This window comes from Enterobacter cloacae complex sp. P17RS (assembly GCF_014895885.1).
Taxonomy (GTDB): Bacteria; Pseudomonadota; Gammaproteobacteria; order Enterobacterales; family Enterobacteriaceae; genus Enterobacter; species Enterobacter bugandensis.
In genome coordinates, this window is record NZ_JADBQK010000033.1 from 13,381 (window position 1) to 32,113 (window position 18,733).

The following is an 18,733-nucleotide window of genomic DNA, read 5'->3' on the forward strand; positions in this document are numbered from 1 at the left end:
CGTATTACTGGACGTCAGCGATGGCTTTCATCAGATCCTGATGCTTGTCGCCATACTGGGCGCGCACCGGCTCTGTGGCCTTGATGAATACCGTCTTATCGATATCGTGGAACTGCACGCCGCCCGCCTTCATTTTCGCCAGCGCCTGGTCGTTATACGCATTCCACAGCTTGCGCTGTTCGAACTGCGCTTCACGGGCCAGGGTCAGGATTTTTTGCTGTTCATCAGCGCTCAGCTTGTCCCATTTCACTTTTGAGTAGAGCAGCATTTCCGGGGTGATAAAGTGGCCGCTGAGGGTGTAGTTTTTAGCAACCGGCATGTAGTTGTGGGCGATAAAGGTGGGTGGGTTATTCTCCGCGCCGTCGATCACGCCGGTCTGCATGCCGCTGTAAACCTCGCTAACGCCCATCGCCACCGAGTTCGCCCCCATGTCCTTCAGCGTGGCGAGTGCCACCGGGCTGCCCTGCACGCGGATTTTCTTCCCTTTCAGATCTTCAGGTTTGACGATCGGCTCTTTGGTGATCAGGTTGCGGGTGCCGGAATCCATCCAGCCGAGGAACACCAGGCGGGATTTTGGGTTCGCGGTCAGCTTGTCGCCGATCTGCTTGCCGATATCCCCGTCGATCACTTTATGCATATGATCCTCATCGCGGAAAACGTACGGCAGGGTGAAGACTTCGATATCCGGCAGGATGGCGGCAACCGGCGCCATGGAGACGCGGATCATGTCAATCGCCCCCATCTGCGCCTGCTCAATCATCTGCTTTTCATCCCCCAGCACGCCGCCGGGGAAGACCTTAATCTCCAGCTTGCCGTCGGTTTGTTGTTTGAGTTTTTCACCCATGTGCTGAACCGCGACCACGTTCGGGTAGCCTTCAGGATGCACATCGGCGGCTTTGATGGTTTGGGCAGAAACGGTGCAGGCAAAAGCAGACAGGCACAGCGCGGCCAGTAACGGCTTGAGGGTCGTTTTCATTGAGTCAGCTCCAGGGTAGCGATGTCAGCGTTAAAACAGTGTTTTATTTTTTTACGCTTAGAAAATAGACTAGCCCGGGAGAAGCGTAGGTGAAGCGCCTCACAAAAGCGCGAATTTATGAAACGATGGTTTAAATTTGTGAGGGCGGTAATGCCGGATAACGATGCGGCCATACCCGGCGGGGGCATGACCGCGCGTCAATCAGGAAAAATAGCTCATGACCAAGCCTAAAAACAGCACCAGACCGACATAGTTATTGTTCATAAACGCTTTAAAGCAGGCTTCGCGTTCGCGTTTTGCAATCAGCTTCTGCTGGTAGGCAAACAGCAGGCCTGCTACCAGTATCGACCAGTAAAACTCCCAGTTCAGTCCGTTCAGGCGCGCAATCGCGACCATCAGTGCCAGTACCGCAACCTGCAGAATGCCAATGATGAGTTTGTCCTGGCGTCCAAAGAGAATGGCGGTGGATTTAATGCCAATTTTCAGGTCATCGTCGCGGTCAACCATCGCATATTGCGTGTCATACGCTACGGCCCAGAGGATGTTCGCCAGGAACATCAGCCAGCAGCTAAGCGGTAAGGACTCACTAACTGCCGCAAACGCCATCGGAATCGACCAGCCAAACGCCGCCCCCAGCACCACCTGAGGTAGATGGGTGTAGCGCTTCATAAAGGGATAAACCCAGGCCAGAGCAAGCGCCGCGACGGACAGCAGAATCGTCATGGTGTTGAGGGTTAATACCAGCAGGAAAGAGAGCAGCACCAGAACGATGAACAGTACGCGGGCTTCTTTCCCGGTCACCTGACCGCTGGGTAGCGGGCGGTTGGCAGTGCGCTTTACGTGGCCGTCAAATTTACGATCGGCATAGTCATTCACCACGCAACCCGCCGCGCGCATCAGCCAGACGCCGGCAACGAATACGCCCAGGATCCACAGCGGCGGCATGCCCGGCGTGGCCACCCACAGCGCCCATAAGGTCGGCCACAGCAGCAGCAACGCGCCAATGGGTTTATCGGTACGCATTAAGCGGTGATACGCCAACAGCTTATTCTGCGTCAGGGTCCACTCCATTTTTTCTTCCTCTTAGTACAACGGTGATGCCGGTAAAAATAGCTCCGTCAGGATCAACGGCTTACCGCTCAGACGAAGGCGGGAACGGCGCCCCCACAGTTCGGCATCACGCCCAATTTCAATGAAATCCCTGGTCAGCTCAGATGAGGTGAAAAGATAACGTCCCAGCGGCGTTTTCCCCAGCCGCTGCAGCGCCAGCTCAGGCCCGGATAGGGTAGATTCGGGCACCACCGTCCGCCCGGCAAGCCAGGGTTCGCCATCGGCACAGAGCAAAATTTCACGCAGCCAGTAGCGTTCCTCTTGCGGCAACAGCGGCAGCTCGCTGGCGATCTCATCGCCGGAGACAAACCCTTCCTGTATCAGGGTTACCGTGACCGTTTTACCCTGTTGCTCAAAACGTTTTGTCATGGAATCTTCCAGCAGCAACCAGTCCAGCTGCTGCGGATCAAGCGCAGGTATTTGGTCGAAATAGCGCAGCGCACGCAGTTGCGTTAGCGCGGGGTGTGACATGCCAGACTCTCCGATACATAACGTAATGGCATTGTATCGCAGAAACGGGCAATGAGGGGGGGCCAAACGTTATTTAACGATCACTATCGCAACATGGGCGCAACAGCCTGGCGAATACGAAAAAAAGTGCGCCCACTCAGGCGCACTAAACTACTAACAAATCAGCACTGTGGGGAACAGTTACCCCTTGCCTTTTACACTGCTGATAAAGGTGGAACGGGCAGTGGTTGAACCTAAACGTTCGGCTTCATCAAGCAGTTTCAGCGCTTTATCGACATCGCCGCGCTTCACCGCCTGCTTAATGGCGTTATTGAAGTACTCTTCGGTGTCGTTCAGTACGGGCTCGGCTTTCTTCGCCGGGACTGGCGCTGCGGCTGGCGCTGCGGCAACTGGCGCGGCATAGGCTGGAGCGGCGGTATTACCGACGGTGACCGGCCCCGGACCAGACGAACCAAACAGCGGGCCAACCAGCACGCTGGAAGCGCTATTGGTGGAGACTTTTAACTTCACCAGACCGTCCGTTGCGTGGCGGGCAATCGGGTCGGGAATATCCGGCACCGCGTTGCCAGTACCTTTTGCATACGCTTTTGCCGGATCCACTAACCTGGTGGTTTGCTGCAAATCTTTATCGGTGGTGAATACCAGCACGTAGATTTTTTGCTGACCCAGCGCTGGCGTCAGACGCATCACGCCCTGAAGCCGGTCCGCGCTCATCACGCCGGGCTCCTGATAGGTAAAATACTCGCTCGGGAAGAAGGCAGATGGCGTCATGTTCTGGTCGAGGATCAGCACGTTCGGCGCAAATACGCTGGTCTGCTTATTCACTTCACTGGTCAGCGTCAGGGTCAGCTCGCCAATATTGGCCGGAACGCTGTAGGCAGCAACCGGGCCGGAAATGCCGGGCACATTCAGCTGTTGCCCGCCCGTGGAAAGCTGTGTGGACTGCGTTTTGGATTGATCAACCGGTGTCCAGGTCAGCTGCTGCAGCGCTGCCGTAGGAACAGAAGGCGCCGTGGACGTATTCTGAGGAACAAAATTCACTTCTGCGAACGTTAGCGCCGGCACGCTGGCCAGCAGCCCCGCAGAGAGGTACAGCGCGACGAGACTTTTCTTCATTTTCATTGTTATTACCTCTGATAGCATCAGCTCTGCGGTGGCCAGGCAATAGCGCGCAGGGCCCTAAGGAGAGAGGGGCTTACGCCCCTCTTTCAGGTCATTACGTCAGGTCTTGCGAATTACCACCAGATTTCCATCTGGGCACCGAAGCTCCACTCGTCAGTGTCGCCGCGGCCAAGGCCTGCAGTCTGCATACCGAAGTTGGAGTTATAGTTGGAACTCGTAGAGATCGGGCTACCGGAAGTGTCATAACCCCACTTCTCATCCCACTTGGCGTAGGTTGCGAAGACACGGATTGCAGGACGAGACCAGATGCTGTCGCCAGCCTGCCACTGTTGTGCCAGGGTGATTTTGTACTGGTTGTTGGTTTCGTCAGTTTTCTGAGATTTGACGTTGTCGTAGCCTACTTCCAGCAGGGTGCTCATGATTGGCGTCCATTTGTACATAGGACGCACGCCGACGGTCCACCACTTGGTGCCGTTGTTGTTATCCCAGTCGATATCCTGATACATACCGACGTACATCAGGTCCCAGCTGTCGCCCAGGGAGATTGCACCGTGGTCAAGGATACGCAGCAGGCTACCGTTGTTGTTGATGCCGTATCCGTACAGTTTGCCATCGGAATCGTCATTGCCAAGACCAATGCCCGCGCCCTGGTTCAGACCTTTACCCTGGGAGGTCATAGAGTCCGTTGCGTACTGAACAACGAACTTGTTGAAGCCCTTCAGCATGCTCTGGGTATGTTCTGCGGTGAACATCCAGCCATCTTTCGAAGCTTTTGGCTGCAGGTAGTAATCATCGTTAACGTTGGTGTGACCGTAGTCAACGCCCAGCTCCAGCGTACCGCCCGGGTTGACTTCCATCTGCGCTAAACGCACGTCAAACACGTCGTTCGCGGTGTCGGTGGTGTAGTCACGGATGTTGTTGCTGGCGAAGGTAGAAGAACCGCCTGCTTCAGTGGAGCGGCTGGCTGCCAGAGAGAGTTTACCGAAGCCCAGGTCGATGTTTTCAATACCCGCACCTGGACCGGAAATGTCCCAGTAGTAGAAGTCGATCATGTGGACGTCATGACGCTGATAGAAGCGCTTACCGGCCCAGATAGTGGAGCCAGGCAGCCACTCGATCAGGTTTTTACCCTGCACGTTGGCTTCACGGAAGGCCGGATCAGTGGCTTCCCAGTCATTCTGCTGCGCAACGGAATACGCGACGTTAGTGTCGAAATAGAAGCTCTTATCGCCCTCTTTCCACACTTCCTGGCCCAGCTTCAATTCCGCATAGGTTTCACATTCGTTACCCAGACGGTATTTACTTTGAGCACCCGTTGCCTGGAAGCACTGCTGGGCACCGCCACTCCCGGTCCAGCCAATGCCGGAACGAGCATAACCTTTAAAGTCCACGGCGCCAGCCTGGGCAGACAGGATGCCTGCCGCAATGGCGACCGCCAGAGGGACTTGTTTGCGCAGAGTAATCATCATTCTATCTCCTGAGATCATTGCTTTTCTTTGAACACTTCACCTGTCGGTTTCGTGTCTTCTTTTGGGATTGCTTAAACGCCTGGCTCTTTGTGCAGCCGACGACATGCGGTGCCATCCTCACGGAACAGATGGCAACGCTCTGGCGGCAAGCCGATAGCGAATGTGGCACCCTCTTCTACCAACACCACGTCATTCTGGCGGTAGACCAGGTTCTGACGGATGGCGGGGATCTGGATATGAATCTGTGTTTCGTGACCAAGCTGTTCGACGACCTGAACTTCACCTTCCAGCGTCACATCCGCAATGTGGCTTGGCAGTAGATGCTCAGGACGGATACCGAGGGACATATTTGCCCCGACCTGTACGTTGGCGCTGTCGACCGGCAGCCAGACCTGCTGGCGGTTTGGCAGCTCCACCTGTACCTGTTCAATGGCTGTCGCCGTCACTTTGACGGGCAGGAAGTTCATCTTTGGCGAGCCAATGAAGCCCGCAACAAAGCGGTCTGCCGGGTAGTGATACAGCTCCAGCGGTTTGCCCACCTGCGCCACGCGACCGGCGTCCAGCACCACGATTTTGTCGGCGAGGGTCATCGCTTCGACCTGATCGTGGGTGACGTAAATCATCGTGCGGCCAAGGCGCTTGTGCAGACGGGAGATTTCAATACGCATCTGGACGCGCAGGGCGGCATCCAGGTTAGAGAGAGGTTCATCGAGCAGGAACACGCGCGGCTCGGCCACCAGCGTACGGCCAATCGCCACGCGCTGACGCTGACCGCCGGAAAGTGCTTTCGGTTTACGCTCCAGCAGGTGCGCCAGCTGCAACACTTCAGCCACCTGCGTGACACGCTGGTTAATGACCTCTTTTTTCGCCCCGGCCAGCTTCAGGCCAAAGGACATGTTCTCGGCAACGGAAAGATGGGGATAAAGCGCATAAGACTGGAACACCATGCCTACGCCGCGTTCGGCTGGCGGGATGTCGTTCATTCGGGTATCACCGATCAGCAGGTCGCCGCTGGTGATGGTTTCAAGACCGGCAATCATACGCAGCAGAGTTGATTTACCACAGCCTGATGGGCCGACAAACACCACAAATTCGCCTTCAGTGATGTCCAGATTGATGTCTTTCGACACCACTACGTCGCCCCAGGCTTTCGTTACATTACGCAGCTGTACGCTCGCCATGCCCTTCTCCCTTCGTTACAACCTGTCACCGACAGAAACATTCAAGATAAGTTCACTATGGGGTATCCATTACTTTCGTGAATCCTCCACCCCCCGCCTTTTTTATGGGGGAGGAGGCGGGAGGATGAGAGAACAGGCTCTGCGACCGCAGCCGGGGGGCTGAGGCGAAATTCGTGAAGCCGCCTGCAAAATTCGGTGGGTTTTTATGTGCGCCAGCACTCATAACTTAAATTTATGCAACGGAGATCACACAAACGGGGGGTGGGGCGTAGGGGTTGGGAGGATGGAAAGAGGATGTCAAATAAGGAGACTGAGTCACGTTGAACCACCTTATGTATCCACGAGCACATCACCAAAAAGGATGGCAGATATGAATATCAAGACTGGCGCACGCGTTTTCGCATTGTCCGCCCTTGCAGCAATGATGGTTTCCGCCCCAGCGCTCGCCAAAATTGAAGAAGGCAAGCTGGTTATCTGGATTAACGGCGACAAGGGCTATAACGGCCTGGCCGAAGTGGGCAAAAAATTCGAGAAAGACACCGGTATCAAAGTCACCGTAGAGCACCCGGACAAACTGGAAGAGAAATTCCCGCAGGTTGCAGCAACCGGCGACGGCCCGGACATCATCTTCTGGGCACACGACCGTTTCGGCGGTTACGCGCAGTCTGGCCTGCTGGCTGAAGTCACGCCAGACAAAGCTTTCCAGGACAAACTGTTCCCGTTCACCTGGGACGCCGTTCGCTATAACGGCAAGCTGATCGCCTACCCAATTGCGGTTGAAGCCCTGTCTCTGATTTACAACAAAGACCTGGTGTCAAACCCACCGAAAACCTGGGAAGAGATCCCGAAACTGGATAAAGAGCTGAAGGCGAAAGGTAAATCCGCCCTGATGTTCAACCTGCAAGAGCCGTACTTCACCTGGCCGCTGATTGCTGCCGACGGCGGCTACGCGTTCAAGTTTGAAAACGGCAAATATGACGTGAAAGACGTGGGCGTGGACAACGCGGGCGCGAAAAAAGGCCTGACCTTCCTGGTTGACCTGATTAAGAACAAACACATGAACGCGGATACCGACTACTCCATCGCGGAAGCGGCGTTCAACAAAGGCGAAACCGCGATGACCATCAACGGTCCGTGGGCCTGGACCAATATCGACAAGAGCAAAATCAACTACGGCGTGACCCTGCTGCCAACCTTCAACGGCAAGCCGTCTAAACCGTTCGTTGGCGTGCTGAGCGCGGGCATCAACGCCGCCAGCCCGAACAAAGAGCTGGCGAAAGAGTTCCTGGAAAACTACCTGCTGACCGATCAGGGTCTGGGTGAAGTGAACAAGGACAAACCACTGGGCGCCGTGGCGCTAAAATCCTTCCAGGATCAGCTGGCAAAAGATCCACGCATCGCGGCAACCATGGATAACGCTCAGAAAGGCGAAATCATGCCGAACATCCCACAGATGGCCGCGTTCTGGTACGCCACCCGTACCGCCGTTATCAACGCTGCAAGCGGTCGCCAGACCGTCGATGCCGCGCTGAAGGATGCTCAGGGTCGTATTACTAAGTAAGAAGAAAAACGGCGGGTGGCGCGTGCGCTTACCCGCCCTACGACTACGGCACGATCCGTAGGTCAGGTAAGCGCAGCGCCACCTGACGAAAAGTTTCCACCGTTGTAGAGGAAGAACCCCATGGATGTCATTAAAAAGAAGCACTGGTGGCAAAGCGACGCGCTGAAGTGGTCAGCGATCGGTCTGCTGTGTCTGCTGGTGGGTTACCTTGTTGTTTTAATGTACGTACAAGGGGAATATCTGTTCGCCATCATGACGCTGATCTTAAGCTCTGCTGGCCTGTATATTTTCGCCAACCGTAAAGCCTATGCCTGGCGCTATGTCTACCCGGGCGTGGCCGGGATGGGGCTGTTTGTCCTGTTCCCGCTGATCTGCACCATCGCCATTGCGTTCACCAACTACAGCAGCACCAATCAGCTCGCGCAGGAGCGCGCCACTCAGGTGCTTCTGGATCGCTCTTATCAGGCGGGTAAAACCTTCAACTTCGGTCTGTATCCTGCAGGTGACGAGTGGAAGTTAGCGCTCACTGACGGTGAGAGCGGCAAAAACTATCTTTCCGACGCGTTCAAATTTGGCGGCGAGCAGAAGCTGGTCTTAAAAGAGGCCGCGGCCCTGCCGGAGGGTGAACGTGCGAACCTGCGTATCATTACCCAGAATCGCCAGGCGCTGACCCAGCTCACCGCCGTGCTGCCCGATGAAAGCAAAGTGACCATGAGCTCGCTGCGCCAGTTCTCCGGCACGCAGCCGCTATATACCCTGGCGGACGACGGCACGCTGACCAACAACCAGAGCGGCGTGAAGTACCGTCCGAATAACGACATTGGTTTTTATCAGTCTGTAAATGCCGATGGCAAATGGGGTGATGACAAGCTCAGCCCTGGCTATACCGTCACCATCGGCTGGGACAACTTTACCCGCGTGTTTACCGACGAAGGCATCCAGAAGCCGTTCTTCGCCATCTTCGTCTGGACGGTGGTCTTCTCGGTGCTGACGGTGATCCTGACCGTTGCCGTAGGCATGGTGCTGGCCTGCCTCGTGCAGTGGGAGTCCCTGAAAGGCAAAGCGATTTACCGCGTGCTGCTGATTCTGCCGTATGCCGTACCGTCGTTTATCTCGATTCTGATTTTCAAAGGGCTGTTTAACCAGAGCTTCGGTGAAATCAACATGATGCTGAGCGCGCTGTTCGGTATCAAACCGGCCTGGTTCAGCGACCCGACCACCGCCCGCTCGATGATTATCATCGTCAACACCTGGCTGGGCTATCCGTACATGATGATCCTGTGCATGGGGCTGCTGAAGGCGATTCCGGACGATCTGTATGAAGCCTCGGCGATGGACGGCGCGGGTCCGTTCCAGAACTTCTTTAAAATTACGCTGCCGCTGCTCATTAAGCCGCTGACGCCGCTGATGATTGCCAGCTTCGCCTTTAACTTTAACAACTTCGTGCTGATTCAGCTGTTGACCAACGGTGGCCCGGATCGTCTCGGCACCACCACGCCGGCAGGCTATACCGACCTGCTCGTAAGCTACACCTATCGTATCGCCTTTGAAGGCGGCGGCGGCCAGGACTTTGGTCTGGCGGCGGCGATTGCCACCCTGATCTTCCTGCTGGTTGGCGCTCTGGCGATTGTGAACCTGAAAGCCACACGTATGAAATTTGACTAAGGAGGGCACTGAACATGGCAATGGTACAACCCAAATCTCAGAAGCTGCGCCTCCTCGCGACGCACTTAGGCCTGCTGATTTTCATCGCGGCCATCATGTTCCCGCTGCTGATGGTTATCGCCATCTCCCTGCGCTCGGGTAACTTTGCGACCGGGAGCCTGATCCCGGATGAAATCTCCTGGGAGCACTGGAAGCTCGCGCTGGGCTTCAGCGTGGAGCACGCCGATGGCCGCGTCACCCCGCCGCCGTTCCCGGTACTGCTGTGGCTGTGGAACTCGGTGAAGGTAGCAACCATCACCGCGATCGGCATCGTGACGCTCTCCACCACCTGTGCTTATGCCTTCGCCCGCATGCGTTTCCCGGGCAAAGCAACGCTGCTGAAAGGCATGCTGATTTTCCAGATGTTCCCGGCGGTGCTGTCGCTGGTGGCGCTGTACGCCCTGTTTGACCGTCTGGGCCAGTACGTGCCGTTTATTGGCCTGAATACCCACGGCGGCGTGATCTTTGCCTATCTCGGCGGTATTGCCCTGCATGTGTGGACCATTAAAGGCTATTTCGAAACCATCGACGGCTCGCTGGAAGAGGCGGCGTCGCTGGATGGCGCTACCCCGTGGCAGGCGTTCCGTCTGGTGCTGCTGCCGCTGTCAGTGCCGATTCTGGCGGTGGTGTTTATCCTGTCGTTTATCGCGGCGATCACCGAAGTACCGGTCGCCTCACTGTTACTGCGCGATGTGAACAGCTACACCCTGGCCGTAGGTATGCAGCAATACCTCAACCCGCAAAACTACCTGTGGGGCGACTTTGCCGCGGCGGCCGTACTGTCTGCCATCCCGATTACCGTGGTGTTCCTGCTGGCCCAGCGCTGGCTGGTGAATGGCCTGACGGCGGGCGGCGTGAAAGGTTAAGTTTCATCTGTTATGCCACTGCAACCCTCAACTTTAGACGTATTGTATTGACCCAACTTGTGACTGTTGTTAGGCGGCCTCCGGGCCGCCATTTTTTTATTCGCGTTTCAGCCGCTTCGAATTACACAGCCAGAGGGTGATCACCAGCAGCAGGATCGCCGCCGAGTAGATCAGCACGTCGAGCGGGGATTTATGATCGACGATGATCAGTCGCACAATGGCGGTGATGCCAATGTAGACAAAATAGCGCAGCGGGAAGTGAAAGCCGGACTGGAAGTACTTCACAATCAGGGCAATAAATTCAAAGTAGAGAAAGTAGACCACCAGGCCTTCCACCAGCGCATATTTGCTGGTTTGCTCAGGGGCGAACAGCACATCCGCCAGATGCACCGTCTCTTTGCCGAGAAAGACGACCAGGATCAGGCCAAGGCTCAGCAGACCGAGGTTCAGCACGGTCTGGAGTATCGTTGAGATAAACTCAACGCGCGGGCGAGTCAGGGATGTCATACAGCACCTCATTCTCCAGGACGAGATTCCTGTATAACGCAAAAATGTGACGGGGATCTATATTTTTTGTTTATGTTTGGCGCATTCGCCCGCTGGCGCTGCGCTTACCGGGCCTACAAAAACCGTAGGCCCGGTAAGCGCAGTGCCGCCCGGCGTGAAGCATCAGCGGAAGTTAATGTTCTTATCGCTGGTCATGTCGTACAGCTGGAACTTACGCCCAAGCTGCTGGCCGCCATCACGCGTCAGCGGCGTCCAGCCCACGGCCGCTCGGCTGCGGGTCGGACCGGATGAGAACAGATCCAGCGGAATCGACACGTAGACCCCTTTGGTGAAGTCCCCTTCCCCGTACTCGTCCGGCGAAACGTTGGTGATGGTGGCGTAGCCACCCACCACGACGCCGCTGTCGAAGTGTTTGGAGATATCCAGCGTGCCGCCCTTGTCGCCCGCCAGATACTGGCCGACGCTGGCTTTCACCAGCACGTCCTGCGCGAACGAAGGCGTCCAGTAGGCGGTCAGGTGGCCGGTTTTGACGCTGTAGTCGGTGAACTTCATCATGTCTTGCGCGCTACGCCAGTCACGCTGCTTAACGTAGTTGGCATCAATCCCGAACGCCCAGTTGCTGTCGACGGGACGATACAGCACCTCCGCCCCCGCGCCGCCGAACATAGTCTCCAGGTAGCCTCCGTAAACCTGGCCGTAGAAGCCGTTGCCGAAGTACTGGAAGTAGTTGGCCTGCAGGTTATTCACGTAGACATCGTTCTGCACGTATTCACGCACGCGGGTACGCACGCGCGGCAGCTTCGAGTCGTTCGGCGGGTTCGTGTAGTTAAACTTGTCGTAGTTGTTCGCAATGTTGCCGAACAGGCTGCCGGTGGTCAGCAGGTGGTCGGTGACCCACAGATCCGCCGTCGCCATCGCACCCAGCTGATACATGTAGAAGTTTTCCGGCCCGCCGACGGACTGGTTCAGTACCGGATCGATATGGAAATCAAAGCGCGATTTATCGATATACCAGCCCTGCTCGGTGGTTTCCGGCACGATCGGCTCTACGCGTTTTTGCACCAGCTCGGTTTCATGCCCGAGCGGTTCGCCTTCAAGATGGCGCTTGAGGCTGGCGACATCGGTTTCGGTGGTAACCTGCGGCAGATTCAAGCGGTTCTCCGTCACGCGGATCGTGCGGATCCCGTCCGGGAGATCGTTCATCACGATCCGGTTGGCGCGTTCGATCCCTTCCCGCGAGTCGCGGTATTTCACCTGCTCGCCGGTGACGTACAGCGTATCGCCTTTCACCTGAATTTTCGGATCGGCCAGACCGGCGTTGTATTTCAACAGCGTCAACTGGTTTGCCACCACGGAGTGCTGCAGAATCGCATCCTGCGGCTCCGGCCGGTAGGCAGGCCGCGCGTTATCGTTGTAGTGCGGCCGCATGTCGTTGAAGTTGGTGCGCAGCGTGAAGCCAAACATCACCGTGTTGCCACGCTCGTAGCTGAGGTTAACGTCGGCCCAGTCGGTGACGCGATAAATGGCGCCGACGTTAAACTTGCTCTTCTGCTCAATCTTCCCGGCGAAGTCCTGCGAGTAGTCGTTCCCTTCGTACTCCAGCTTCAGGCGCAGCGGCTGCCACGGCGTCTGGTATTCCACACCACCGAACAGCGAGGCCGGGCCGTGGAACATCTGGTCGCCGTTGATGGAACCGGCTTTCTTGTAGCTGTTATCGCGGTAGCAGTATTTATCGCTGTAGGTACAGAACGGGTTTTTAACGTTGCCGCTGGTGCCGAGATAGCCCCAGCCAAGACCGAGAGAAAAATCAAACGGTCCCCAGGCCTTGCTGGCCACGATGTATTCCGCGTCGAACAGGCCGGTACCGCCGATATCTTTTGCACCCACGGAGACCTGCGGCATCCAGTAGCTCTCTTCCCACAGGCGCAGTTTGACGTCGAAGGCTTTATCTTTGTAGGTCTGATCGCCGGAGAAGGCGTCGACGCTGCTGTACTGTTTCGTACGCACGTCGGTGTAGCGCAGCGTGGTTTCAAGCCACGGGAAAAGCTGTACGGAAGCGGAATAGTAGCGATACTGGTCGTTATCGCGGTAGTTAAGGCTAATTTCCCCTTCACGCGCCATGCGTGCGGTAGGCGTTTGCAGTAAACCGACGCCGCCGAAGTCTGACTGAGACGGGCCAACAGGTGCCGGATACGTTTCTGCATGGCAGGCGGCGCTTACGCAGAGCGCCAGCATGCTGTAGAGATAGGTTCTTTTCATTCTTCCGGTATCCGCTGTGTCAGGGAGTGAAGGATATCGGCGTTAAGCCCGTCATATGCCTTCGTCCAGAAATGGTCGGCAAAACCGACAAAAATGATGCTGCCCGGCATGGGTTCGATATGGCGTTTATTCCAGTACGCCACCGGCGCTTTTTGCGTATGCCCGTCTGGATAAATAATCCATGCGTAGCTGTTATCCGCGCCGCTCAGCAGGCTTTGTTCGTCGAGATAGCTCGCCACGTCGCGGCCGGGCGTAAAGGGCTTTTTACCGGGGCTGCTGATAAGCCCCATCACGGTCACCGTCGTCGGCTTCACCGGAAGCCAGAGGGTGTACTCCCCTTCAAGCGTGGGGTTGCCCTTTTCAGTGACGCGCACTTCATCTGGATCAAGATTGACTTTCTGGCGGCCTGTCACTTTCAGCGCCTGAAGCTGCTGGCGAACGCTGTTAATGGCCGCGGCATCGTCGCCGTCTTCCTGCTCCGCCAGGCTCGTCAGGCGGGCCAGCAGGGCACGGTGTTCCTGCTCCGCCTTAACCGTCGCCTGACGCTCGCCGATCACCGCTCCCGGCCACCAGCTGTTGGCAAGCCTTGGCTGCCCGACGAGATCGAGCAGATGCTCGGCGTTGGTTAAGGTTTTGGGTTTTTCACTGTCCGGCGTGTAGACCTTTACCGTTCCTGCAGACCACGCCAGCGGCGCGGCAAGGCTGGCGAGAAGCGCAGCGTGGATGAGCGTTTTCATGATTTCGCCGCCTTGATCAGGGTGGTTTTCACCGGGAAGAAACCGGCACCGAGATACTGCAAGGACTGACGGATCTGCCCATCCTCGTCGATCCAGAAGCGGTTATGCCAGGTGACCTGGTCGGTGGTGACCTCTTCATCCAGCACGCGAACCTGCGTTTCGTCGCTGCCGACTTTCACGCTGTCCGTACCGTCCCAGCGGAAGGTCGAGCGTGCCGTGGCGTAGCGCACCTGCTTGTGCTCGGTCCAGCCCATCGTGCGCGTCCAGCTTGCGCCGTCGACGATCTGATTTGGCTTGATGAGCGGGTCTTCGGCGAGATTATTCACCTCGAGCAAGTTGTCGCCGCCGAGCAGCGTTTTCACGATTCGGGCATGCTGCGTGACGATGGTGGCCTGATCCTGCGTCACCCATTTCTGCTGCCCGTTTTCATCGAAAGCGAGCACCACAAACAGCTGCGGGCCATCGTTTAGCTGCATGTACTGGCTGGCGTACGGCATGTTCTGAAGTTCGTCATCGGTCAGATGAACGCCCGGCGTGCCGAACAGGCTTTCCCACAGTGAATGTCCCAGCCCTTTGGTGGTGGCTGAGCACGCCTGCAACAGCAGGCAAATCAGAATGATTGCAGGTCGCTTCACGACTCTTCTCCGAAGGGGCGAAATAACCACACCGAAGTGTGGTTATGATTAAAACACCCGGTATTACTGGGTGCTGGTTGTCGTAGTGGTCGTGGTTCCGGTATTGGAGCCATCACCGCCACCGGTTGCCGCCAGCGCGACACCCACGGCTGAACTTACGGTGCTGGTGCTGGCTGCGGTAGAACTTCCCGCAGACGCAGACGTCGCTGCCGACCCTGCTGCTTCCCCGACCTGGACCGGAGCTGCATAGACAGACGTCGCCGCAAGTGCAGATATGGCAAAAATGCCATACAGTACTTTCTTCATAACAATTTCCCTTCAATGAATGAATGGAGATTTGCCCGAAAAGAAATTCAGGCGGAATCGAGTATACACAACTACAGCAGAGGGTTTACCGTGGGGGGAAATAGGGAGATGGTTTTCGGACTAATGGATAAAACAGAAACGAAAAACAAATATTTGAAATAAATAATCTATAAAAATCAATAAATTATAATATATCCTTATTATCTTAGCTCTACGTATTTTCTTAAAATAAACCGCAGCAATTAGCAGGTTAACCGCCTTTTTCAGATTAAACTCAGAGTCAGAATTTGAGTTAACTAACAGACATCAGGAATTATCCGATAAAAAAATGCCGGCATATCGCCGGCATTTTTCATGACATATTAATTACGCACGCCATGCTTTATAACGGTTAATCAAACCATTGGTGGAGCTGTCGTGGCTGTCGATGGCTTTATCGTCACCCAGCTCTGGCAGAATGCGGTTTGCCAGCTGTTTGCCCAGCTCAACGCCCCACTGGTCAAAGGTGAAGATGTTCAGGATCGCGCCCTGGGTGAAGATCTTGTGCTCGTACAGCGCAATCAGCGCGCCCAGGCTGAACGGGGTGATTTCGCGCAGCAGGATGGAGTTGGTTGGACGGTTGCCTTCGAACACTTTGAACGGCACAACGTGCTCCAGCGTGGCCGGATCTTTACCCTGGTCACGGTATTCCTGCTCAACCACTTCGCGGGATTTACCGAACGCCAGCGCTTCGGTCTGTGCGAAGAAGTTAGACAGCAGCTTCGGATGGTGGTCGGACAGCGGGTTGTGCGTGATCGCCGGGGCGATGAAATCGCACGGTACCATTTTGGTACCCTGGTGAATCAGCTGGTAGAACGCATGCTGGCCGTTGGTGCCCGGCTCGCCCCAGATGATCGGGCCAGTCTGGTAATCCACCGCGTTGCCGTTACGGTCAACGTACTTACCGTTGGATTCCATGTTGCCCTGCTGGAAGTAGGCCGCAAAACGGTGCATGTACTGGTCGTACGGCAGGATCGCTTCGGTTTCAGCGCCGAAGAAGTTGTTGTACCAGATACCGATCAGCGCCAGCAGCACCGGCAGGTTTTTCTCAGGCGCGGTGGTGGAGAAGTGTTTGTCCATCGCATGCGCGCCGGAGAGCAGCTCAACGAAGTTGTCAAAGCCCACGGACAGGATGATGGACAGACCGATTGCAGACCACAGCGAGTAGCGGCCGCCAACCCAGTCCCAGAACTCGAACATGTTCGCCGTATCGATGCCAAACTCGCCTACCGCTTTACCGTTGGTGGAGAGCGCCGCAAAGTGTTTCGCCACGTGCTTTTCGTCGCCCGCGGTTTTCAGGAACCAGTCGCGCGCGCTGTGGGCGTTGGTCATGGTTTCCTGGGTGGTGAAGGTTTTGGACGCCACCAGGAACAGGGTAGTTTCCGGGTTTACGTTCTTCAGCACTTCGGCGATGTGGGTACCATCGACGTTAGAGACAAAATGCATGTTGAGGTGGTTTTTGTACGGGCGCAGGGCTTCGGTCACCATGAACGGGCCGAGGTCAGAGCCGCCGATACCGATGTTAACCACGTCGGTGATCGCTTTGCCGGTGTAGCCTTTCCAGCTGCCGGAGATGATCGCTTCGGAGAACGTTTTCATCTTTTCCAGCACCGCGTTTACTTCCGGCATCACATCTTTGCCGTCAACGATGATTGGCGTATTGCTACGGTTGCGCAGCGCCACGTGCAGCACGGCACGGTCTTCGGTGCGGTTGATCTTCTCGCCGGAGAACATGGATTTAATGGCGTCGGCCAGCTCGGTCTCTTTCGCCAGATCCTGCAGTTTTGCCAGCGTCTCTTCGGTAATGCGGTTCTTAGAGAAATCCACCAGCATGAGGTCATCGAAGGTCGCGGAGAACTTGTTGAAACGATCGGCATCTTTCGCGAACAGATCCGCGATGGTGACGTCTTTCATTTCATCATAATGTTTCTGGAGTGCCTGCCAGGCAGCGGTCTGCGTTGGGTTGATGTTTTTCATTAGCAATACTCTTCTGATTTGAGAATTGTGACTGCGGTCGATTGTAGCGCCTGCAAATAAAAATTGTGATGGTTTTTATGCCATTGCCCTGGTCTGCATCAAACGCAGGTGAAAAGACCCGAAAAGTATAGCTGCTGTCGCGCCCTTCCGGCGTGGCGAAATGTCGGTCAAAAGGGGGTAAAAAGGAGCATAAAATATGGGCCTGTTATAAGTCCTGTTTCTCAGGGGTACCCCCCCATAAAAAATCCGCATAATCCCAGCATTGACAGGACCTCCCCCGCATTTTATTTATAGGGCCGTATTTTGCGCCTGCACCTGTTTTCGTTTCATTCTTGTGCCAAGGTCGCTTATTCATTCCCTGACACGAGGTTGTTATGACGAGTTTTGTGGTCGCCAAGTTTGGCGGCACCAGTGTGGCCGATTACGATGCCATGAACCGCAGCGCCGATGTGGTGCTGGCCGATCCGAATACCCGCCTGGTGGTGCTCTCTGCATCCGCCGGCGTGACGAACCTGCTGGTTTCTCTGTCTGAAGGACTGGAAGCGACAGAACGTTTCGTGAAGCTGGATGCACTGCGCAAAATTCAGTTCGACATTCTTGAACGTCTGCAAAACCCGAACGTGATCCGCGAAGAAGTGGAGCGCCTGCTGGAAAATATCACCACCCTGGCAGAAGCGGCTTCCCTGGCAACCTCGACCGCCCTGACCGATGAACTGGTCAGCCACGGTGAATTGATGTCTACCCTGCTGTTCGTTGAAATTATGCGCGAGCGTAACGTTCAGGCGCAGTGGTTTGACGTGCGTAAAGTGATGCGCACCAGCGATCGTTTTGGGCGCGCCGAACCGGACGTTGAGATGCTGGCCGAGCTCACCAACCAGCAACTGGCGCCGCGCCTGGCAGAAGGCATGGTGATCACCCAGGGCTTTATCGGCAGCGAAGCGAAAGGACGCACGACCACGCTTGGCCGTGGCGGTAGCGATTACACCGCCGCGCTGCTGGGCGAAGCCCTGCACGCAACGCGCGTGGATATCTGGACTGACGTGCCGGGTATTTACACCACCGATCCGCGCGTCGTTTCCGCGGCAAAACGTATTGATGTGATTGCCTTTGAAGAAGCGGCTGAAATGGCCACCTTCGGTGCAAAAGTGCTGCATCCGGCAACGCTGCTGCCCGCCGTGCGCAGCGATATTCCGGTCTTCGTTGGCTCCAGTAAAGATCCAAAAGCGGGCGGGACGCTGGTCTGCAAGAAAACCGAGAACCCGCCACTGTTCCGCGCGCTGGCCCTGCGCCGCCGCCAGACGCTGGTCACGCTGCACAGCCACAATATGCTGCACTCCCGCGGCTTCCTGGCGGAAGTGTTTGGCATCCTCGCGCGCCATAACATCTCTGTAGATTTGATTACCACCTCCGAGGTGAGCATTGCGCTGACGCTGGACACCACCGGCTCCACCTCCACCGGCGACACCCTGCTGACGCAGTCGCTGCTGATTGAGCTGTCTGAGCTGTGCCGCGTGGAGGTCGAAGAAGACCTGGCGCTGGTGGCCATCATCGGTAACAAGCTGTCTCGCGCCTGCGGCGTGGGCAAAGAGGTGTTCGGCGTGCTTGACCCGTTCAACATCCGCATGATCTGCTACGGTGCCTCCAGCTATAACCTTTGCTTCCTGGTCCCTGCCGATCAGGCCGAGCAGGTGGTGCAGAAACTTCATCAGAATTTGTTTGAATAAAATTCGTTAGCACGATAAACAATACCTATAAGCCGGGCACAGACCCGGCTTTTTCATAACTAAACAACACGACAATACTGCAAGGAATT

The 18,733-nt window shown here is 56.1% G+C and carries 16 protein-coding genes; 4 read left to right on the forward strand and 12 right to left on the reverse strand.

Features of this window, described 5'->3' with window-relative positions; all coding sequences use genetic code 11:
• Positions 1–4 precede the first annotated feature (4 nt).
• The 6 genes from IM265_RS20930 to malK all read right to left on the reverse strand — a co-directional run bounded on the left by IM265_RS20930 (position 5) and on the right by malK (position 6,329).
• A complete protein-coding gene (locus tag IM265_RS20930) occupies positions 5–976 on the reverse strand; it encodes a TRAP transporter substrate-binding protein (RefSeq protein WP_041911564.1) in 972 nt (323 codons plus the stop codon).
• Positions 977–1,177: 201 nt separating this feature from the next.
• On the reverse strand, positions 1,178–2,047 hold the full coding sequence (gene ubiA / locus IM265_RS20935; RefSeq protein WP_028015133.1) for a 4-hydroxybenzoate octaprenyltransferase: 870 nt from the start codon (positions 2,045–2,047) through the stop codon (positions 1,178–1,180).
• Between the two features lie 12 nt (positions 2,048–2,059).
• Positions 2,060–2,557: a chorismate lyase gene (gene ubiC / locus IM265_RS20940; RefSeq protein WP_014882105.1), complete on the reverse strand. Its 498-nt coding sequence runs from the start codon at positions 2,555–2,557 to the stop codon at positions 2,060–2,062.
• Positions 2,558–2,737: 180 nt separating this feature from the next.
• Positions 2,738–3,679, reverse strand: a complete 942-nt coding sequence (gene malM, locus IM265_RS20945; RefSeq protein ID WP_150145261.1) for a maltose operon protein MalM — start codon at positions 3,677–3,679, stop codon at positions 2,738–2,740.
• A 113-nt stretch (positions 3,680–3,792) separates the two neighbouring features.
• The gene (locus IM265_RS20950) at positions 3,793–5,148 is read right to left on the reverse strand and encodes a maltoporin (protein ID WP_047366843.1); all 1,356 of its coding nucleotides are present in this window, start codon (positions 5,146–5,148) and stop codon (positions 3,793–3,795) included.
• Positions 5,149–5,219: 71 nt separating this feature from the next.
• Positions 5,220–6,329 (reverse strand): maltose/maltodextrin ABC transporter ATP-binding protein MalK, encoded by a 1,110-nt coding sequence (malK, locus tag IM265_RS20955; protein WP_028015130.1) that lies wholly within the window; start codon positions 6,327–6,329, stop codon positions 5,220–5,222.
• A 370-nt stretch (positions 6,330–6,699) separates the two neighbouring features.
• On the opposite strand from malK, the gene malE reads away from it, so the two are divergent.
• The 3 genes from malE (at position 6,700) to malG (ending at position 10,460) form a co-directional block, all read left to right on the forward strand.
• Positions 6,700–7,890: a maltose/maltodextrin ABC transporter substrate-binding protein MalE gene (gene malE, locus IM265_RS20960; protein ID WP_192972048.1), complete on the forward strand. Its 1,191-nt coding sequence runs from the start codon at positions 6,700–6,702 to the stop codon at positions 7,888–7,890.
• 120 nt (positions 7,891–8,010) lie between these two features.
• Positions 8,011–9,555 carry a maltose ABC transporter permease MalF gene (malF, locus tag IM265_RS20965; RefSeq protein ID WP_047362613.1) on the forward strand — a complete coding sequence of 515 codons (1,545 nt, stop codon included), beginning with the start codon at positions 8,011–8,013 and terminating at the stop codon, positions 9,553–9,555.
• Between the two features lie 14 nt (positions 9,556–9,569).
• Positions 9,570–10,460, forward strand: a complete 891-nt coding sequence (gene malG / locus IM265_RS20970; protein ID WP_006810496.1) for a maltose ABC transporter permease MalG — start codon at positions 9,570–9,572, stop codon at positions 10,458–10,460.
• 96 nt (positions 10,461–10,556) lie between these two features.
• Here malG and psiE read toward each other — a convergent pair whose 3' ends face one another.
• The 6 genes from psiE to pgi form a co-directional block, all read right to left on the reverse strand.
• Positions 10,557–10,967 carry a phosphate-starvation-inducible protein PsiE gene (gene psiE, locus IM265_RS20975; RefSeq protein ID WP_000202963.1) on the reverse strand — a complete coding sequence of 137 codons (411 nt, stop codon included), beginning with the start codon at positions 10,965–10,967 and terminating at the stop codon, positions 10,557–10,559.
• Positions 10,968–11,129: 162 nt separating this feature from the next.
• Complete coding sequence (locus tag IM265_RS20980; RefSeq protein WP_028015126.1) at positions 11,130–13,226, reverse strand: YjbH domain-containing protein; 2,097 nt, start codon at positions 13,224–13,226, stop codon at positions 11,130–11,132.
• Positions 13,223–13,963: a capsule biosynthesis GfcC D2 domain-containing protein gene (locus tag IM265_RS20985; RefSeq protein WP_072201787.1), complete on the reverse strand. Its 741-nt coding sequence runs from the start codon at positions 13,961–13,963 to the stop codon at positions 13,223–13,225. The genes IM265_RS20980 and IM265_RS20985 overlap by 4 nt, the downstream gene beginning before the upstream one ends.
• Complete coding sequence (locus tag IM265_RS20990) at positions 13,960–14,598, reverse strand: YjbF family lipoprotein (RefSeq protein ID WP_136484548.1); 639 nt, start codon at positions 14,596–14,598, stop codon at positions 13,960–13,962. The genes IM265_RS20985 and IM265_RS20990 overlap by 4 nt, the downstream gene beginning before the upstream one ends.
• A gap of 63 nt (positions 14,599–14,661) precedes the next feature.
• Positions 14,662–14,904 carry an exopolysaccharide production protein YjbE gene (yjbE, locus tag IM265_RS20995; protein WP_013095034.1) on the reverse strand — a complete coding sequence of 81 codons (243 nt, stop codon included), beginning with the start codon at positions 14,902–14,904 and terminating at the stop codon, positions 14,662–14,664.
• A 366-nt stretch (positions 14,905–15,270) separates the two neighbouring features.
• Positions 15,271–16,920 (reverse strand): glucose-6-phosphate isomerase, encoded by a 1,650-nt coding sequence (gene pgi / locus IM265_RS21000; RefSeq protein ID WP_193032167.1) that lies wholly within the window; start codon positions 16,918–16,920, stop codon positions 15,271–15,273.
• A gap of 374 nt (positions 16,921–17,294) precedes the next feature.
• On the opposite strand from pgi, the gene lysC reads away from it, so the two are divergent.
• Positions 17,295–18,644 (forward strand): lysine-sensitive aspartokinase 3, encoded by a 1,350-nt coding sequence (gene lysC / locus IM265_RS21005; protein WP_041911575.1) that lies wholly within the window; start codon positions 17,295–17,297, stop codon positions 18,642–18,644.
• Positions 18,645–18,733 lie beyond the last annotated feature (89 nt).